The following is a 16,320-nucleotide window of genomic DNA, read 5'->3' on the forward strand; positions in this document are numbered from 1 at the left end:
ACCAGCTCAATGGAGGGCACTCCCTTGGTCGCACTCAACAACCTCTACGTTGCGCTCCTGCAGATCCCCGGGATGGAAGCTCCCGATCAGACCCTCGGCGAGCAGATCGAATTCGTCTGGATCCAAATGTCGTTCATGCGGTGGCCACTCGGAATCTGCCTCTTCGTAGGCATCTTGGTGATTATCTGGAAGTTCTTCGACCTGATGGCCAAGAGCCGCCGCACCAAGAAGATCCTCTCCGACGTCGACACGCTGCTGGCCGACGCGCAACTGCAGGAGGCGATCGAGGTCACCCGCGAGTCAAACTCGCCCGCAGCCAACATCCTGTACGCCGGCCTCGAGCGGCACGAGGAAGGCACCGACCGGGTCATGAAGGCCATCGAGAACCAGGGGCTCATCGAGTTGAGCCGCCTGGAGCGTGGCCTTGTCGTGCTGGCGACCCTCACCAACATCGCTCCGCTGCTGGGCTTCCTGGGCACGGTGATCGGGATGATCATCGCGTTCCAGTCCATCGAGCTGGCCGGTGAGGTCGAGGCGACGCTGGTTGCGGGCGGGATCAAGGTGGCGCTCCTGACGACCGCCGCGGGCCTCACGATCGCGATCCCCGTGAGCATCGCCCACAACTTCTTCGTGTCGCGCATCGACTCCCTGGTAATCGACATGGAAGAGTCGGCCCAGAAGATGATCGACGCGCTCCACGCGATGGAAACCGGGAGGGCGTCCATATAGCCGGAAGCCGCAATTCCGCAGTCGAAAGGTCACCCCGTGGGGTGGCCTTTCGTCATTTTTGGACCATGGGTCTGACGATGAAGACGCTCTCCGCACAAGCCCCTGCCCTCCTCACGGCGGTGTCCCTGATCATCGCCGTGCCGTCCCCGGCGTCTTCCCTGTCTCACCCGGGGCCGACTCCCCAGGCCACGGGAACGGAGAGCCGTGTCCCCGTCGAACGGCCCTGGCACACCGCGATCCGGCTGCGGGAAGCGCTCGCAGCAACCGATTCCCCCGAACCAGCCGCCATCCTGGAGCTGGCCCGGGCTGAGGCCGGCTGGCGGAACTGGACACAGGTGAGCGAGCTGCTGGCAGACGCCGAGTGGCTGGACGAGGTGAATGCGGGGGAAGGATGGCTCCTCCTCGGCCTGGCGGCCGAAGCCGAGGAAGACTGGGCAGCCGCAGAGCAGGCCCTGGGAGCCTGGCTCGCCGGCGGAAGCCGCGACGAGGAAGCCGTCTTGCGCCTGGTCCGGATTCGCGCCCGCCTGAACCGTTCGGGAGACGCGCTCGGGACGCTGAACGCCATCGCTACGGGCCGCACGGACTTCTTCGATAGCCGCATGCGGTTGGAGGTCGCGGAGATTCTCGCTCCGCTGGGCGACACTGCCGGCGTGCGTCTGGCGAGCGCGGGCATCACCGACGACGAGATCCGGGAACGAACCTGGCTGCTACGCTCCGACGCCTATCTGACCGTCGCCGACAGCACCGCCGCCGAGACCTTCCTCGACCGCATCGTCGCGTCGATTTCGGACGACGGACGCCGGGCGCGGGGATGGGCGATACTGGGCGAACTGCGGCTGGCGCGCGGCGACCCGGAAGGCGCGCTCGCCGCCTTCCGGGCCGTGCTCGACGCCGTCGACCGGGGCAGCGCCGCCACCCTTGCCGCCACCGCCGTGGCCGAGTCGGGCACAGCCTCCACCGACGACCTCCCGGCTCTGGGACGCGTCCTTCAGCGCGGAGGCGAAACGGGACTCGCGCTGGATGTCTACGACCGGTACGTGGAGGAAGCGTCCACCTCTCCCCCGCTCACCCTTCGCCTGGCGCGAGCGCGTCTCATGGCGAGCGCGGGACGGCTCTCGGAAGCCAGGGACGAGTTCAGCAGCCTCGCCGGCAGCGAGGACCCCGAGGTGGGCGCGCCCGCCCTCGACAACCTGGCCCGGGTGCAGCGGCGGCTCGGTGCGGGGGGCGCGGCGGAGACGGCGCAGGAGCAGTTGGTGGAGCGCTTCCCGGGAAGCCGCCGGGCGGTCGACTTCATCTTCTTCCGCGCCGACGGCGACCACGACGCGGGCCGGCTCTCCCGGGCGATGGAGGGATACGGCCAAACCGCGTCGATGGCGCCCACCATGGATCGCGCAGGTCTGGCGCGAATGCGCCTCGGCCAACTCCACATCGGCGCCGGTGACCACCAGCACGCCGCGGCGGTCTTCGAAAACTACCTCGCCGACTTTCCCGAGGGGCGGCGCTGGCAGGAGGCCGCATACTGGGCGGCCTGGGCCCGCCTCCAGCTGGGCGATCACGAGCGCGCGGCCGCGCATGTGGCGCTCGTTACCCGCGGTGATCCCCTTTCCTACTACGCCTTCCTGGGAGCGGAACTGCTCGGCCAGGACTACGAGCCCGAACTGGACCCCGATCCCCCCTTCGACGAGTCCGGGGTCTTCTGGATGTACGAGCCCCTGCGCGAAGCCGGGCTGCTCAAGCGCGCGGGGATGAACCCGGCCGCCGCGGACGCCGCGGCACGATTGGTCGAACGGGCCGAAGGCTCCCCGGGAGCGCTGCTGCGGCTGGCCGAGGGGCTGATCGCGGAGGGCATGCACATCGAGGGCATTCGCGTCGCGGGACGGGCCCAGAGCTCCGGATACCCCCGTTCGCCGCGCCTCGTGCACGCGGCCTATCCGCTGCCCTACCGGGACATCATCTTCGACGAGGCGGCCAAGCGCGAACTGGACCCGTTCCTGATGGCCGCCCTGATGCGCCAGGAATCCGCCTTCGACGCCGAAATCGTCTCCAGCGCGGGAGCGGTCGGGCTCATGCAGGTAATGCCCGCGACCGGACGCGAACTGGCGCTCCGGGAGGGACCGCGCCCCTTCTCGGCCGCGGCGCTGAGGGTGGCCGACGTGAACCTCCACCTTGGCTCACGCTATCTCGCACAGATGCTCGCCCGCTACGACGGCCAGCTGCCCCTGGTGCTGTCGGCCTATAACGCAGGTCCTTCCCGCGCCAACCGCTGGCGCCGCCTGCCCGAGGCCTCGGACCTCCAGCGCTTCACCGAGCGGATTCCCTTCTTTGAGACGCGCAACTACGTGAAGAGCGTCGAGCGCAACCTGAGGGTCTATCGCTGGCTCTACGGCGACGACTCATGAACCGCGACATCGGGGCATGAACCCGCCCACCCTCTTCCTGATCGACGCCTACGCGCTCATCTACCAGTCGTTCTTCGCCTTCGCCAACCGGCCCCTCACCAACTCCAGGGGCGAGAACACGTCCGCGGAGTGGGGCTTCCTCAACTACCTGATCCGGATCCGGGAAGAGTTCGCGCCCGATTATCTCGCTGTGGTCTTCGACGCCGGTTCGAGTCAGCGCAAGGAACTCTATCCCGAGTACAAGGCAACGCGCGAAAAGATGCCCGAGGACCTGCGCGAGAGCCTGGGCCGCATCCGGTCGCTGCTGGATGCCCTCCATCATCCCGTGGTCGAAGTCGAGGGATTCGAGGCGGACGACGTGATCGCATCCCTGGCGCAGCGCACCCTCGCGCTCAAGGAGGATATCGAGGCCGTCATCGTTTCGGGGGACAAGGACTTCTACCAGCTACTGCGCCCGGGCCTGAGGCTGTTCCGGCCCGCGCGCGGGGGACGCGCCGGCACCTCGGCGGAGTGGGTCGACGAGTCGAACGCGAGCAAGCGCTTCGGGGTCCCTCCCGATCGCATCATCGACTACCTGGCACTGATCGGAGACACCTCGGACAACGTGCCCGGAGCGCCGGGCATCGGGCCCAAGACGGCGGTCAAGCTCATCGACCAGTATGGAGACCTGGATCAGATTCTCGCGCACGCGGAGGAAGTGCGGGCCAAGCGCCCGCGCGAGTCCCTGCTCGACAACGCAGACCAGATCCGGCTGTCCAGGCAGCTTGTGACGATGCTCACCGACGTGGACGTGAACCTCGACCTCGACGGCCTGGCCGTGCGTGCTCCGGACCGCGAGCGGATGCGCGAGCTGCTGCTGGAACTCGAGTTTCACACCCTCCTGGAGCGCTTTGCCGGCGCGCCGGCAGATGATGTGTCGTCCAGGGACGAGGACGTCGACTACCGGATGGTGCTCGACGAGGTGGGAGTCGACGAAGTGGTCAGGGAAGCGCGGGCGCAGGGCGACGTGGCGGTCGCCGTGCTCACCGCGTCCCCCGATCCGCGGCGCGGATCCATCGCGGGGATCGCCCTCTCGAGCCTGCCGGGGAAGGCTCGCTACCTCCCTCTGGCCCACGAGCCTGCCCTCGATCTCGAGATGGGGGCGCTGGCGGAGTCCGCGGCGTCGGCGAGCAATCTTCCGGCGCTCGACTCGATTGGCATGGCCCCGCTCCGCGATCTGCTCGAGGATCCCGGAGTGCGCAAGACCGGTCACGACCTGAAACACGGGATGGTCGCGCTGGCGGAGGCCGGCATCGCACTCGGCGGGGCTTCGTTCGACACCATGGTGGCGTCCTATCTTCTCGAGCCCGAGCTCCGGGGCCACGAACTGGAAACGCTGGCGGCGAACCGCCTCGGCCTCGAGACCGCCCGGCTCAAGGAACTGGTCGGCACGGGGAAGAAGGAGGTTCCCCTGACCCGGGTCGCGCCCGAGAAAGTGCTCCGCTACGCCTGCGAGCGCGCCGACTGCGCAGGACGCCTGCGCGAACATTTCCGGCCCAGACTCGAGGGACACGCCCTGGACGGCCTGTTTCGGAATGTGGAGATGCGCTTGGTGCCGGTGCTGGCGCGCATGGAGCGAAACGGAGTCCGCATCGATCCGTTCTTCTTCAGCGAGATGAGCCGGCAGCTTGAGCATGAGCTGGGGCTGGTGCAGGAGGAGATCTTCCGGGAAGCCGGATCCGAATTCAATCTCAATTCGACGCCCCAGCTGCGAACCGTGCTCTTCGAGGATCTGGGGCTCCCGGTCATCCGCAAGACCAAGACGGGGCCGTCGACAGCCGCCTCGGTGCTGGAGGAGCTCGAGGCGCTCGGCCACCCGGTCCCGCGGCTGCTGATGAAGTATCGCCGCATGGAGAAGCTGCGCAGCACCTACATCGATGCCCTCCCGGGGCTCGTCCATCCGCGCACCGGGCGCATTCATACGCACTTCAACCAGACGGTGGCGGCGACCGGCCGGCTGTCTTCCAGCAACCCCAACCTCCAGAACATCCCCATTCGCACCCGGATCGGACGGGAGATCCGCAAGGGCTTCGTGGCCGCCCCGGGACACGTTCTGCTGACCGCGGACTACTCCCAGATCGAGTTGCGCATCCTGGCGCACTTCTCGGGCGATCCCGCGTTCGTGACCGCGTTCCGCGAAGCCAGCGACATCCACCGCCAGACCGCCGCCGTGATCTTCGACGTGCCCGTGGACGAGGTGAGCGCGCGAATGCGCGACCAGGCGAAAACGATCAACTTCGCCACCCTGTACGGACAGGGAGCCTTCTCCCTGGGACGCCAGCTGGGCATTCCGCAAGGCGAGGCGAAGCGCTTCATCGACCAGTACTTCGAGCGTTTCAGCGGCGTGAGCACCTTCCTTGACGAGCAGGTCTCGCTGGCGAAGGAACGGGGCTACGTCGAGACGCTCGCGGGGCGGCGCCGCTACGTGCCCGAGCTGGCCTCGCGCAACTGGAACATCCGTGCGCACGGGGAGCGGATCGCGCGCAACACACCCATCCAGGGTACGGCCGCGGATGTCATCAAGAAGGCGATGATCGAGGTTCAGCAGGCCCTGGACGAAGCCGGCTCGGCGGCGATGATGCTCCTTCAGGTGCACGACGAGCTGGTGCTCGAGGCACCCGCCGCGGAGCTGGAGGCGGTGCGCGACATGGTGGTGTCGCACATGGAAAACGCGAGCGCGCTCGAGGTGCCGCTGGTGGTAGATACCGGCACCGGCGAAAGCTGGTTCCAGTGCAAGGGCTGACCCTGCCTGACCGGGGCTTCGATCGGCTCATCCTGTCATTCCTTCGCCCGGGTTTCCCCGCGAACGTGAGAGTCGCCGGGAGGAATCCAGTTTCACGCGCAAGAGAAGGAGAGACGCCGATGAGCCGGTCGGTCAACAAGGTAATCCTGATCGGGAATGTCGGGCGGGATCCGGACGTCCACGAGACCCAGGGACGCAAGAAGGTGGCGCACTTTTCGCTCGCCACCAACCAGCGGATCCGCCGCGGTCCGAACGACGTGGAGGAGCGGACGGACTGGCACCGGATCACCGTGTGGAACAGAACCGCCCAGTTCGTCGAGGACTTCGTGCGGAAGGGAGACCGGGTGTATGTGGAGGGCCGGCTCGAGTACGACTCCTATGAGCGGGACGGCATCACCATTCCCACGGCCGATGTGACCGCGCGGGAGCTGGTGCTGCTCACGCAGCGGAGCGAGGACTAGCAGTCCTCAAGGCACGCTGTGAGCCCCGGGCTACCCCGCTCGGGTGCTTGCGCGGATGCGTCCTCGGAATCCTAGAAGAGGTCGCGGAAGCGCCGGTTGAGGTCGAGAACGACCTCCCATGAGCCGCCGTTGAGGCCGCGCACCACGTCGACCAGGACGAGATCCCAGCCGAGGGCGACCCCCAGCCCGGCGGAGAAGCGGGTGATCCGGGGGGGGCGGGCGTCCCACGACGCCGGAACCTCCGCGGAGGCGAGCCGGGTGCGACCGGCCGCGCCCAGGCCGCGGAGCCGCACCCATGGGCCGAAGAGTTGGCGGGAGCCTTCAACCCGGAGCAGCCAGAAGGCATCGCCGGCCAGGGAGCGGTAGCCGTATCCGGGAAGGGTCTCGCGGCCTCCCAGGAGGTAGAGCGACTGCGGCGGCGCGCCCTCGGAGACGACAGCGGCGTCCAGGGACGAGCGGAGTTCCACGCCGTGTTCGAGCCACCGGCGGCCGGCCGCGAGACGCAGGGACGCTTCCTGGTAGGGGGCGCCGTCGAAGTTCGCCAAGGTGGCGCCCGCTTCCCCGAACAGGCGGTCGGGAGAACCGAGCGACGCGGACAGCCGAACGGCGGTCAGGTCGCCTTCGTCGATGGTGCGCACCGGACGCCAGCCGCCCGGCTCTCCGCCGGCGACGACGCGCGCGCCGTGATGGCGTTCGTAGCGCACCTCGGCGCGCGTCGAAACCGGGCCGAACGAGCGGCCTGCGCGGGCGCGGGCGCCCGTCGCGAAGTAGGGGTCCGTCCAGTCGGTCTGGTGGAGCAGCGAGGAGAGGGTGTTCATGATCCGGCTCGACCCGGGCACCGGTCCGATGTCGCGCGGCTCGCGCAGAAAGAGATCCAGGCCGACGGTGCTCGGCCGCTCGCGGTCCGGGGCCTCGAACACGGCGCTCACGCGACCCAGGGGACGGCCCGCGGCGTGGGCGTAGCCCAGGAGCGTCCCGATATGCAGGCGGTTGGTCGCGCGGAGATTGAAGCCGCCCTGGGTAACCCAGCCTTCGGCGCGGTTGTAGCGTACCGTTTCGGAGAGGGGCGGCATCGCGAGACGCAGGCGGCGGAGCCCGCTCAGGTATCGGCCGCGCACCAGCCGGGTCGCCTCGGCCTCGATGTCGATCAGTTCGGGGGTGGGGGCGAGCCCCTCCTCGTCGACCTGGGCGTAGAGATCGCGCTCGAAGGGGAAGGCCAGCATCGGGTCCGGGTTGCGCACGATCTGCGGCCCCAGGAAGAACAGGTCGGGGAGATCGTCCTCGAAGTCGTAGCCGTCGATTTCCCAGCGGCCCCGAATGACGCTGCCCACGGGAAGATCGAGGAACGGGAGTTTTCGCCGGATCTCGAGGCTCTGCCGGTAGGGGAGCCAGTACCGGCGATCCCAGAGGGAGCTTTCCAGCGATACACGGATGTAGTCGAGCTGCGGGTCGACGTAGGACGCGGGCGTGAACGTGAAGTTCATGCGCACGACCGCCGCCGTCTCCCGATCGAGAAAGAGGGTGCCCACGAAGCCGGGCTGGTCCGGATCGCGCGGCCGCACCTGCACCTCGTACACCCGGACGGGGTCGAGGCCGTCCGCGAAGGCGACCGTGATCGAGTCGGCCAGCAGGTACTCGTAGCGGGCGGCCGCGCCCGGAGCGAGGGGATGGATAACGGACGACACCTCGTCCCCGTCCCCGATCCGGATCACGTCGCCGAAGTTCTCCTGGATGATGACCAGGTGGTCGAGGTGGTAGCGGATGTTGGTGGGCATCCGCCGGTCGTCGCGGCGACCGAGAATGTGCTGCCGGGTCAGGCCGGGCGCCTTCCAGTACACCCGTACCGCGAGCTGGTCGGTCTTGACCAGGTTGCGTTCCTCGCCGGCCTGACGGTCGAGGAAGAAGTAGACGTAGCCGCGTGCGTCGGCCGTATACGCGCGCAGGCCGTCCATGACGGCGGCCTGTCGGGTCGCGGTCCCGCGCTCAACGAACTCCAGCACCCGGAGATCGTCCCAGGAGGAAGCCTGTTGTGCCGAGGCGGGAGACGCGCCGGTGGCGAGGGCGAGGGAAACGCCGGTGGCGAGGGCGACCGCCAGCAAGTGAGGAATGTCCTGAACCGAAAACCGGGTCAGTTCGCGCTCCAGAAACCGGACAGCGAATCCCCGTGCGGGCTGTCGCGCAACTTTTCGAAGGCGCGGTTGCGAATCTGGCGAATCCGTTCGCGCGTGACCCCCAGCAGCACGCCGATCTCCTCGAGCGTGCGCTCCTCGCCGTCGTCCAGGCCGTAATAGAGGTAGAGGATCTTTCGTTCGCGTTCCGTCAGGTACCTCTCGAACATGTCCTCCATGAAGGCCCGGCGCGCCAGCGCCTCCACATCCAGTTCGATGTCCGCGGCTTCCACGCCGGCGAAGCGTTCGCCGAAGCTCGAGCTGTCCCGGTCGCGACGGTCGATGGGGGCGTCCAGGCTGAGTTCGGTCGCGGCCACCCGGCGCAGCGCGCGGATGGTTTCGACGGGCTCCTGCATCTCCTTGGCGATCTCCTGATCGGTGGGAGAGCGGCCCAGCTCCTGGGTCAGCGCGGTGTCGGTGCGCGCCAGCTTGGCGAGGTTGGAGTTCTGGTTGAGCGGGATGCGCACCGAACGGGTCTGTTCGGCCAGCGCCTGCAGGACGGTCTGCCGGATCCACCAGACCGCGTAGCTGATGAACTTGACCCCCTTGTCGGGATCGAACTTCTTGACCGCCTTCAGCAGGCCCTCGTTGCCGATGCACACCAGTTCGGCGAGGCCGAGGCCACGGCCCTGGTACTTCTTGACGTAGGAAATGACGAAGCGGAGGTTCGCGGTCACCAGCCGCTCGGCCGCCTCCATGTCCCCGGTCCGGGCGCGCCGCGCCAGCTCGCGCTCTTCTTCGGGATCCCGGATGAGCGGGTACTTCTCTACGTCCTGAAGGTATTGATCGAAGGAATCCAGACCACGGGAGGATGAGAACATCCAGTGCGCGCCTACCGGGGGTGGGTATACAAAACGGCGAAGGCCGGGCCCAGGAACAGCAAGTCGGGAAATCTAACACTGCCGATGCCGACCGGTCTACCACTGATTCTTCTGACAGGTCAGACCCCGGTTTTGTTGTATCTCCGGGCTGCCCGGAGTCCGGATACGAGATGATGGAGCGCCTTCCGGATCCCGGGGCTCGCACGGATTCACCTGCGGGTCGTCAGTGGAAGAACCGCCCCCTGCCCACGAACGCACCCCCTGTAATCGCTCCCGGCGCAACCGGGCCAGCCGACGAGCGTTGCGGCGGCCTTCCGGCCAGGCCGTCCAGCCAGTCGTTGAGGGAATCGATGTGGTCGGCGATCACATGGATCACTCCTTGTTCCTTCTGGAGCCGGCCGCGGCAGACCATCAGGCGCGCGGTGAGCAGGGCGCGGCGGCAACGTTCCTGGACCGAGGGAAACACCACCAGGTTGGAGGATCCGGTCTCGTCCTCCAGGGTCACGAACACGATCCTGCCCGCCGTGCCCGGCCGCTGGCGGACCAGCACGATGCCGGCGACGGTGACGCGCGTCCCGGCGGGGAGTTCTTCCAGGTGGCTGGCCGGGCGCACCCCCCGGTCGGCCAGGCGCTCCCTCAGCAGGGCGGTGGGGTGCTGTTTGAGGGACAGCCCGGTGGTGCGGTAGTCGGCCACCACCTGCTCGCCGGCGGTCATGGCGGGCAGGGCCGGTTCCGGGCGGGGCAGCTCCGCCTCGCCGGGCGGATCGAAGAGCGGCAGCGGCTCCGCCTGGTCCAGGGAGGCGATCGCCCAGGCGGCCTGGCGGCAGTCCAGCCCGGTGGAGGTGAAGGCATCGGCCCTGGCCAGGCGCGTCAGGACGGCCGGACGGGTCCCTGCCCGCCGCCGCAGGTCGGCCGGGGAACGATACCCCTCCTCCCGGGCCGTCACGATGCGGGTGGCATCCTCTTCCCTCAGACCGCGGATCTGGCGCAGTCCCAGCCGCAACGCCATGCGCGGCCGTGGGCGCGATCCATTCCGCCCCGCCGGATGCGAGCCCGGTGGCGAACGCACCGGCTCCAGAGTGCAGTCCCACTCCGAGTGGTTGACATCCACGGGGCGCACCTCCACCCCGTGCCTGCGCGCATCGCCCACGATCTGTGCGGGCGCGTAGAAGCCCATGGGCTGGCTGTTGAGGAGGGCGCAGGCGAAGACCTCCGGGTAATGGTGCTTCAGCCACGAGGAGATGTAGACCAGGAGCGCGAAGCTGGCCGCATGGCTCTCCGGAAAGCCGTAGTCGCCGAACCCCTCGATCTGCCTGAAGCAGCGCTCGGCGAACTCCCGGTCATACCCCCTCTCCACCATCCCATCCACGAACTTGTCGCGGAAGCGATGGATGGTGCCGTAGTTGCGAAAGCTGGCCATGGCCCGGCGCAGCTGGTCGGCTTCGGCCGGGCTGAATCCGGCCCCGACGATGGCGATCTTCATCGCCTGCTCCTGGAAAAGGGGCACGCCCAAAGTCTTCCCCAGCACCTCACGCAACTCCATGGAGGGATACTCCACCGGCTCGACGCCCCTCCGCCGGCGCAGGTAGGGGTGGACCATGTCCCCCTGGATGGGCCCCGGCCGCACGATCGCCACTTCGATGACCAGGTCGTAGAAGGTGGCCGGCTTCAGCCGGGGGAGCATCGCCATCTGCGCCCGGCTCTCGATCTGGAACACGCCGATCGTGTCCGCCCGCTGGATCATCCCGTACACCTCCGGATCCTCCGAGGGCACGTCCCCCAGGGTGTGGCGGACGCCGTAGTGCGCTTCCAGCAATTCGAAGGAGCGCCGGATGCAGGAGAGCATGCCGAGGCCCAGCACGTCCACCTTGATGAGCCCCAGCGCCTCGAGATCGTCCTTGTTCCACTCGATCACCGTGCGGTCGTCCATGGCGGCGTTCTCGATGGGAACGATCTCGCACAGCGGCCCGCGGGAAATGACGAACCCGCCCGTGTGCTGGGACAGATGGCGGGGGAAGCCGTACAGTTCCCGGGCCAACTGAAGGGTCAGGCGCAGGCGCCGGTCCGTCGGATCGAACCCTTCCTCGCGGGCGCGCTCCTCGTCCACCGGCTTCGACCACACCGAAGCCATGGAGAGCAGCCGGTCGACCGTGTCCTTGCTCAGCCCCATGGCCCTGCCGGTGTCGCGCAACGCGCTGCGCACGCGGTAGGTCACCACCGTCGCGGCCAGCCCGGCCCGCTCCCGGCCGTACTTGCGATAAATGTACTGGATGACCTCCTCGCGGCGCTCGTGCTCGAAATCCACGTCGATGTCGGGCACCTCGCCGCGCTCGGCGGAGATGAAGCGCTCGAACAACAGGTCGATGCGGTCCGGATCGACCGAGGTGATCTCCAGGCAGTAGCACACCGCCGAGTTGGCGGCCGAGCCGCGCCCCTGGCACAGGATGCCCAGGCCGCGGGCGGTCCGGACGATGTCGGCGACGGTGAGGAAGTACGGGGCGAACTCCAGTTCGTCGATGAGCGCCAGTTCGTGTTCGAGGGTCGCCCGCACCCTGGAGGGGATGCCCCCGGGATAGCGCCGGGCCGCGCCCTCCCAGGTCAGAATCTCCAGTTCCCGCTGGGGCGTGCGGCCTTCGCCGACCACCTCCTCGGGGTATTCGTAGCGCAGCTCTCCGAGAGAGAAGCGGCAGCGTTCGGCGATCTCCACCGCATTGGCCAGGGCACGGGGATGACCGCGGAAGAGGGCGGCCATCTGCGCGGGGGACTTGAGATGGCGTTCCGCGTTGGCCGCGAGGCGCCAGCCGGCGCTGTCGATGGTGCAGCGCTCGCGGATGCAGGTGAGCAGGTCGTGGAGCCGGCGCCGCTCGGGGATGTGCTGGTGCACGTCGCCGGTCGCGACCAAGGGCACGCGCTCCGTCTCTGAGAGGGATGCGAGAGCGGTCAGGCGGCGGATGTCGTTGCCCCGATGGCTGCAGGTGGCGGCCAGGAAGAGAGGTGCGTCCAGCCGCTCCCGGTACCACGCCAGCCGGTCGGCGAACCCGGGACCGGGAACTTCCGGCGGCAGGGCAACGAAGATCTGCTCCCCGGCCGCTTCCACGACATCCTCGCGCACGAGCCGACACTCCCCCTTGGGGGCGCGCCTGCGCCCTCGGGTGATCAGGCGGGCCAGACGGCCGTAGCCCTTCCTGGAGACGGGCAGGCAGAGCAGGGACGGCCCGTCCTCGAGGTCGAGGCGGGCTCCGGGGATGAAGCGCAGTTCCATCTCGCGGGCGGCGTGGTGGGCGCGCACGACCCCCGCCAGGGTGTTGCGGTCGGTGAGCGCCAGGGCGCGGTATCCCAGCGCATGCGCCCGCTCCACCAGCTCCTCGGGCTGGGAGGCGCCGCGCAGGAACGAGAAGTTGCTGGTGACCTGCAGTTCCACGTAGCCGCCCTTCCAGGTCGTCGAACCTCCCTCCACTCGACCGCCGGGGAGGCGCGGCGCGGGGTCGCGCCCGCCCGCGCTCACGCGAAGAACCCGTGCAGGAACCAGCGGGGCAGGGCGGCGGGGTCGCGGGACCGCTCGCAGAAGAGCCAGTAGCGCCGCCCTTCCTCGTCTTCGGCCAGGTAGTAGTCGCGGGAAGGGGCGTCCTCCAGCCACCATTCGCACTCCAGCCGCTCGGGCCCCTCGGCCGCGCACAGCCTGTGCCTCCGTCCGCGCCAGCGGAAGAAGGCCGGCGCACCCACGGGCTCCACTCCGCCGGATTCGCGGGCTACGGCCTCCACCCGTTCCGGGGGAGACAGCAGCCGGAGCGGCCGGCAGCGCCCCCCCGGCCAGTCCGGGCCTTGCCTCCGGGGTGCGGCCAGGGGTTCGCGGAGTTCGACCGCGCGCTCGGGCAGCCAGCTCTGGCGCGGGACCGGACAGGCGACGCTTCCGAACCCGAAGCGGTTCCCCAGCCGGTCGAGGAGGGCGGCCAGCTCCTCGCGACCGCCCGCTCCGTTCTTTCCTCCGGTCCATCCGCCACGTCCCGCCGCTGCCGCTTCGGCCTGCGCGAACCAGTCCTCCTGCTCCTCCTCGACGACCTCGACCACCTCGGCGGACAACACCATCTCCTCGATGCCGAAACCCGGGTTGATCCGCTCCAGCTTCCCCGCGAACAGGTTCATCAGGAGCCTTGAGCGGCGCAGAGGCCGGCTGGTACCCGCCACCAGAACGGAACGCGCTCCATCTCCCCGGTGGCAGACGAGCCGCATGCGCCGCACGCCCTCGCCTGCCCGGCTCAGGTTCCGGCACAGCTCCTCCAGCAGGGCTTCCACCGCCGCGTGGATGGCGTCCACTGTCGAGATCGGCTCCGCAAAGGCACGGCGTGCCTCGCGCGGAGGCGGAGGCGGAAGAGAGATGACCGGCTCTTCGACGAAGCCGAGGGCCTGTTCCAGGCGGCGGCGCGGGGCGGGGCCGAACCTCTTCGCCAGCGCCCCGGGGTCGAAGGGGTAGAGGGCTCCGATCCTGTCCAGGCCGAAGGAGGCCAGCGCTTCCACGACATCGGCTTCGAGCCGCAGTGCGGCGACGGGGAGCCCGGCCAGCGCCTCCTTCACCTCGTCCGGACCCGTGGACCGGGACACGATGGCCCCGGACTCCTCGCCGTGGCGGGCCAGCGCCCAGGCCGCCCCGGGCGTGCCGGCGAGCGCCAGCCGAGAGGTGAGCCCCAGCCCCCCCAGCCCCGCCCCCAGTGCCGTCATCAGCGCCACTTCGCCGCCATGGAGATGCGTGCACCCCCCGACATCGAGGAAGAGCCCGTCCGCGCCGGCCGGCATGACCCGGGGGGTGAAGCCGTCCGCCCACCGGGCCAGCCGCTTCAGCGCATGGGCGTCGGCGGCCGGATCGGCCGGGTGGGCGATCACATCGGGCACGATGGCCCGCCCGTCGGCCAGGGGCATGCCCGGCGCCAGCCCCGCCTCCGCCGCGCGCGGGTTGACCGCCTCGATCACCAGCCGCCCCCGCTGCTCGCCGATGGTCGCGAAGGGTCGGGTGCGTGCCTCGGGACAGCGCCAGGCCAGCCTCTCCGCCGGCCACCAGGGGAACCAGGCGGCGACAATGCGGCGGGGGGTGGAAAAAACGCCCATTGGCCTGGGGTCGGGTCAGCCGGCGCGGCGCGAAAGATCACGGGCGGCCGCGGAAGGCACCGGAGCCGCAAATGGCAGGACGCGCCACCCATCGTCGTCCCACCCCACCACCCAGCACCACGGTCTCCCTCCCCGACAGTGCAGCACCTCCACGCGCCACCGGGCCATCCCGGCACCCGGAACGGTGGTGACCCGCCACCGGCTGTCGGCCGTGGGAACCCTCACCCGTCCCCTCCGCTCCCTTTTCGCCCTGGGCCACAGCACCAGCCCGGGCACCCCCGAGCCTTCGGCCGCCAGCATCAGGCGCCGGGAGGCTGCCCGGTCGAGAGTGTCCACCTCCGCCACGACCCCTCTCAGGGCCCGGCAGCGCAGCGCCTCCTCCATGGCCCACAGCATGTCGGCCCGCCGCCGCAGCCCCGAAGCGACCAGCAGCCGTCCCGGCTCGATCCCGTACCGGACCAGCCCCGGCAGATAGAGGTCATCCCCGCGCGCCAGCCACATGAGCGGCCCCGGTGCCCTGTCGGCACGGGCCAGGAGGACGGCGCAGAAGCCGGTCGCGGCCTGGTCCCCGCCGATCTCGTGAACGCACCCCGCGCGCAGTCCGCCTCCGGGCAGGACGCCATCGATTTCCGGGATGCCCAGCGACAGGGCCACCCCCGCTTCGCCCGGAATCTCGATCCGGCGGATCTCCCGGCGCAGCGCCTCCAGCGCCCGCCGCTTCGTCTTCGGCACATGAGACATGGGCCGACAAGATACCGAACAAAACCCGTAAGTGTCAAACGGCGATCCCTTCTCCGCGCGTCCGAACCATCCCATCCCGGAAAGGGTAGAATGACGTGCGGCAGGGTTCTCTTCTTCGCGTATCGCACTACCGCAGGGGGAACGCCGCCAATCCCATTCTCAGGAGCTTCGGACAATGTCCTCAAGGAAAAATCGTCAGCCGATATCCCTCAAACTCCTCCTCGTTCTGCTGCTCGTCCCGACCACCTTCGCGCTCACAGCCTGCGAAAGCTCTACGGAGCCGGACGGGGACCAGATGACCCAGGACGAAGCCAACGCCCTCGTGCAGGGGCTGTACGGTGGAAGCCTCCTGGCGTACGGGGGAATACTCCTCCAGGCGGATCCGGCCATGCTCACGGTCGTTCCACCTGGAGCGCCACTTCCCCTGGACGCCTCCACTCCCTGCGCCGAAGGCGGTGAAGCCGCGTTCTCGGGAAGTGCGACGATCTCCATCGACGAGGCCCGGGGTTCCCTGGAGGTGGAGCTGTCGGGCACCCTGACCCCCAGCGGCTGCACGTTCACCGGCGGCGGCACCACCTTCGTCCTGGACAGCAATCCGGGTCTGGCTCAGACGGGCTCGGTCATCCTTGTGCTGGAAGACTTCAGCTTTTCCATCAGCATCACGTCTTCCGGCTCGTTCAGCTGGACGAGCGGCACCAGGTCGGGCAGCTGCGATCTCGACAACACCATCACCTCCGAGATCTCGATGGTCGACAGCGCCCTCAGCGGCGCCATCCCGACCGCGACCATCACTGGCTCCGTATGCGGCCTCAGCGTCAACCGTGACATCGAACTGACCGCCGTGACCTCCTGAGCCGCGAAAGCCAACCCCGTCAAGGGGAGGCCTCCGCTTGCAATATATCGAAGATCGAAATATCGTGATGCGATATTACAGTCGTCGATAGCTTGCCCTGCCAGGGAGGAGGCCCCGAGATAATGCACAAGCGAACGCGTTCCAAGCAGCCAGGCGACGCCATGCGTCACCATCCGTCTCGAACCGGCATTCAATGGGTCGTCGCCTTGCTGATGCTGACAACCAGTTCGTGCGACCCGGCACGCCGTGACACCCAAGCCGCGCCT

At 68.8% G+C, this 16,320-nt stretch carries 10 protein-coding genes; 5 read left to right on the top strand and 5 right to left on the bottom strand.

All coding sequences use genetic code 11. The annotated features are described in order from the left end of the window. The first annotated feature begins 24 nt into the window (after nt 1-24). From OXU32_11470 to ssb, 4 genes are all read left to right on the top strand, one after another. Nucleotides 25-729, top strand: coding sequence for a MotA/TolQ/ExbB proton channel family protein (locus OXU32_11470; protein MDE0074569.1), 705 nt, complete (start codon nt 25-27; stop codon nt 727-729). A 77-nt stretch (nt 730-806) separates the two neighbouring features. Beyond that, a complete protein-coding gene (locus OXU32_11475; GenBank protein ID MDE0074570.1) occupies nt 807-3,128 on the top strand; it encodes a transglycosylase SLT domain-containing protein in 2,322 nt (773 codons plus the stop codon). A 16-nt stretch (nt 3,129-3,144) separates the two neighbouring features. Next, nucleotides 3,145-5,910 carry a DNA polymerase I gene (gene polA / locus OXU32_11480; GenBank protein MDE0074571.1) on the top strand — a complete coding sequence of 922 codons (2,766 nt, stop codon included), beginning with the start codon at nt 3,145-3,147 and terminating at the stop codon, nt 5,908-5,910. Between the two features lie 119 nt (nt 5,911-6,029). After that, the gene (gene ssb / locus OXU32_11485; GenBank protein MDE0074572.1) at nt 6,030-6,371 is read left to right on the top strand and encodes a single-stranded DNA-binding protein; all 342 of its coding nucleotides are present in this window, start codon (nt 6,030-6,032) and stop codon (nt 6,369-6,371) included. Nucleotides 6,372-6,442: 71 nt separating this feature from the next. Here the strand turns inward: ssb and OXU32_11490 are convergent, their stop codons facing one another. The 5 genes from OXU32_11490 to OXU32_11510 form a co-directional block, all read right to left on the bottom strand. Next, on the bottom strand, nt 6,443-8,470 hold the full coding sequence (locus OXU32_11490; protein MDE0074573.1) for a hypothetical protein: 2,028 nt from the start codon (nt 8,468-8,470) through the stop codon (nt 6,443-6,445). A gap of 29 nt (nt 8,471-8,499) precedes the next feature. Continuing rightward, nucleotides 8,500-9,360: an RNA polymerase sigma factor RpoD/SigA gene (locus OXU32_11495; GenBank protein MDE0074574.1), complete on the bottom strand. Its 861-nt coding sequence runs from the start codon at nt 9,358-9,360 to the stop codon at nt 8,500-8,502. 223 nt (nt 9,361-9,583) lie between these two features. After that, nucleotides 9,584-12,817: an error-prone DNA polymerase gene (locus tag OXU32_11500; protein ID MDE0074575.1), complete on the bottom strand. Its 3,234-nt coding sequence runs from the start codon at nt 12,815-12,817 to the stop codon at nt 9,584-9,586. Between the two features lie 44 nt (nt 12,818-12,861). Beyond that, nucleotides 12,862-14,460: a DNA polymerase Y family protein gene (locus OXU32_11505; GenBank protein ID MDE0074576.1), complete on the bottom strand. Its 1,599-nt coding sequence runs from the start codon at nt 14,458-14,460 to the stop codon at nt 12,862-12,864. A 15-nt stretch (nt 14,461-14,475) separates the two neighbouring features. Beyond that, a complete protein-coding gene (locus OXU32_11510) occupies nt 14,476-15,192 on the bottom strand; it encodes a hypothetical protein (protein MDE0074577.1) in 717 nt (238 codons plus the stop codon). A gap of 184 nt (nt 15,193-15,376) precedes the next feature. Here OXU32_11510 and OXU32_11515 point away from each other — a divergent pair, with 184 nt between their 5' ends. After that, complete coding sequence (locus tag OXU32_11515; GenBank protein MDE0074578.1) at nt 15,377-16,054, top strand: hypothetical protein; 678 nt, start codon at nt 15,377-15,379, stop codon at nt 16,052-16,054. Nucleotides 16,055-16,320: the final 266 nt, after the last annotated feature.

It is taken from the genome of Gammaproteobacteria bacterium (assembly GCA_028819075.1).
Classification (GTDB): Bacteria; Gemmatimonadota; Gemmatimonadetes; order Longimicrobiales; family Gaopeijiaceae; genus BD2-11.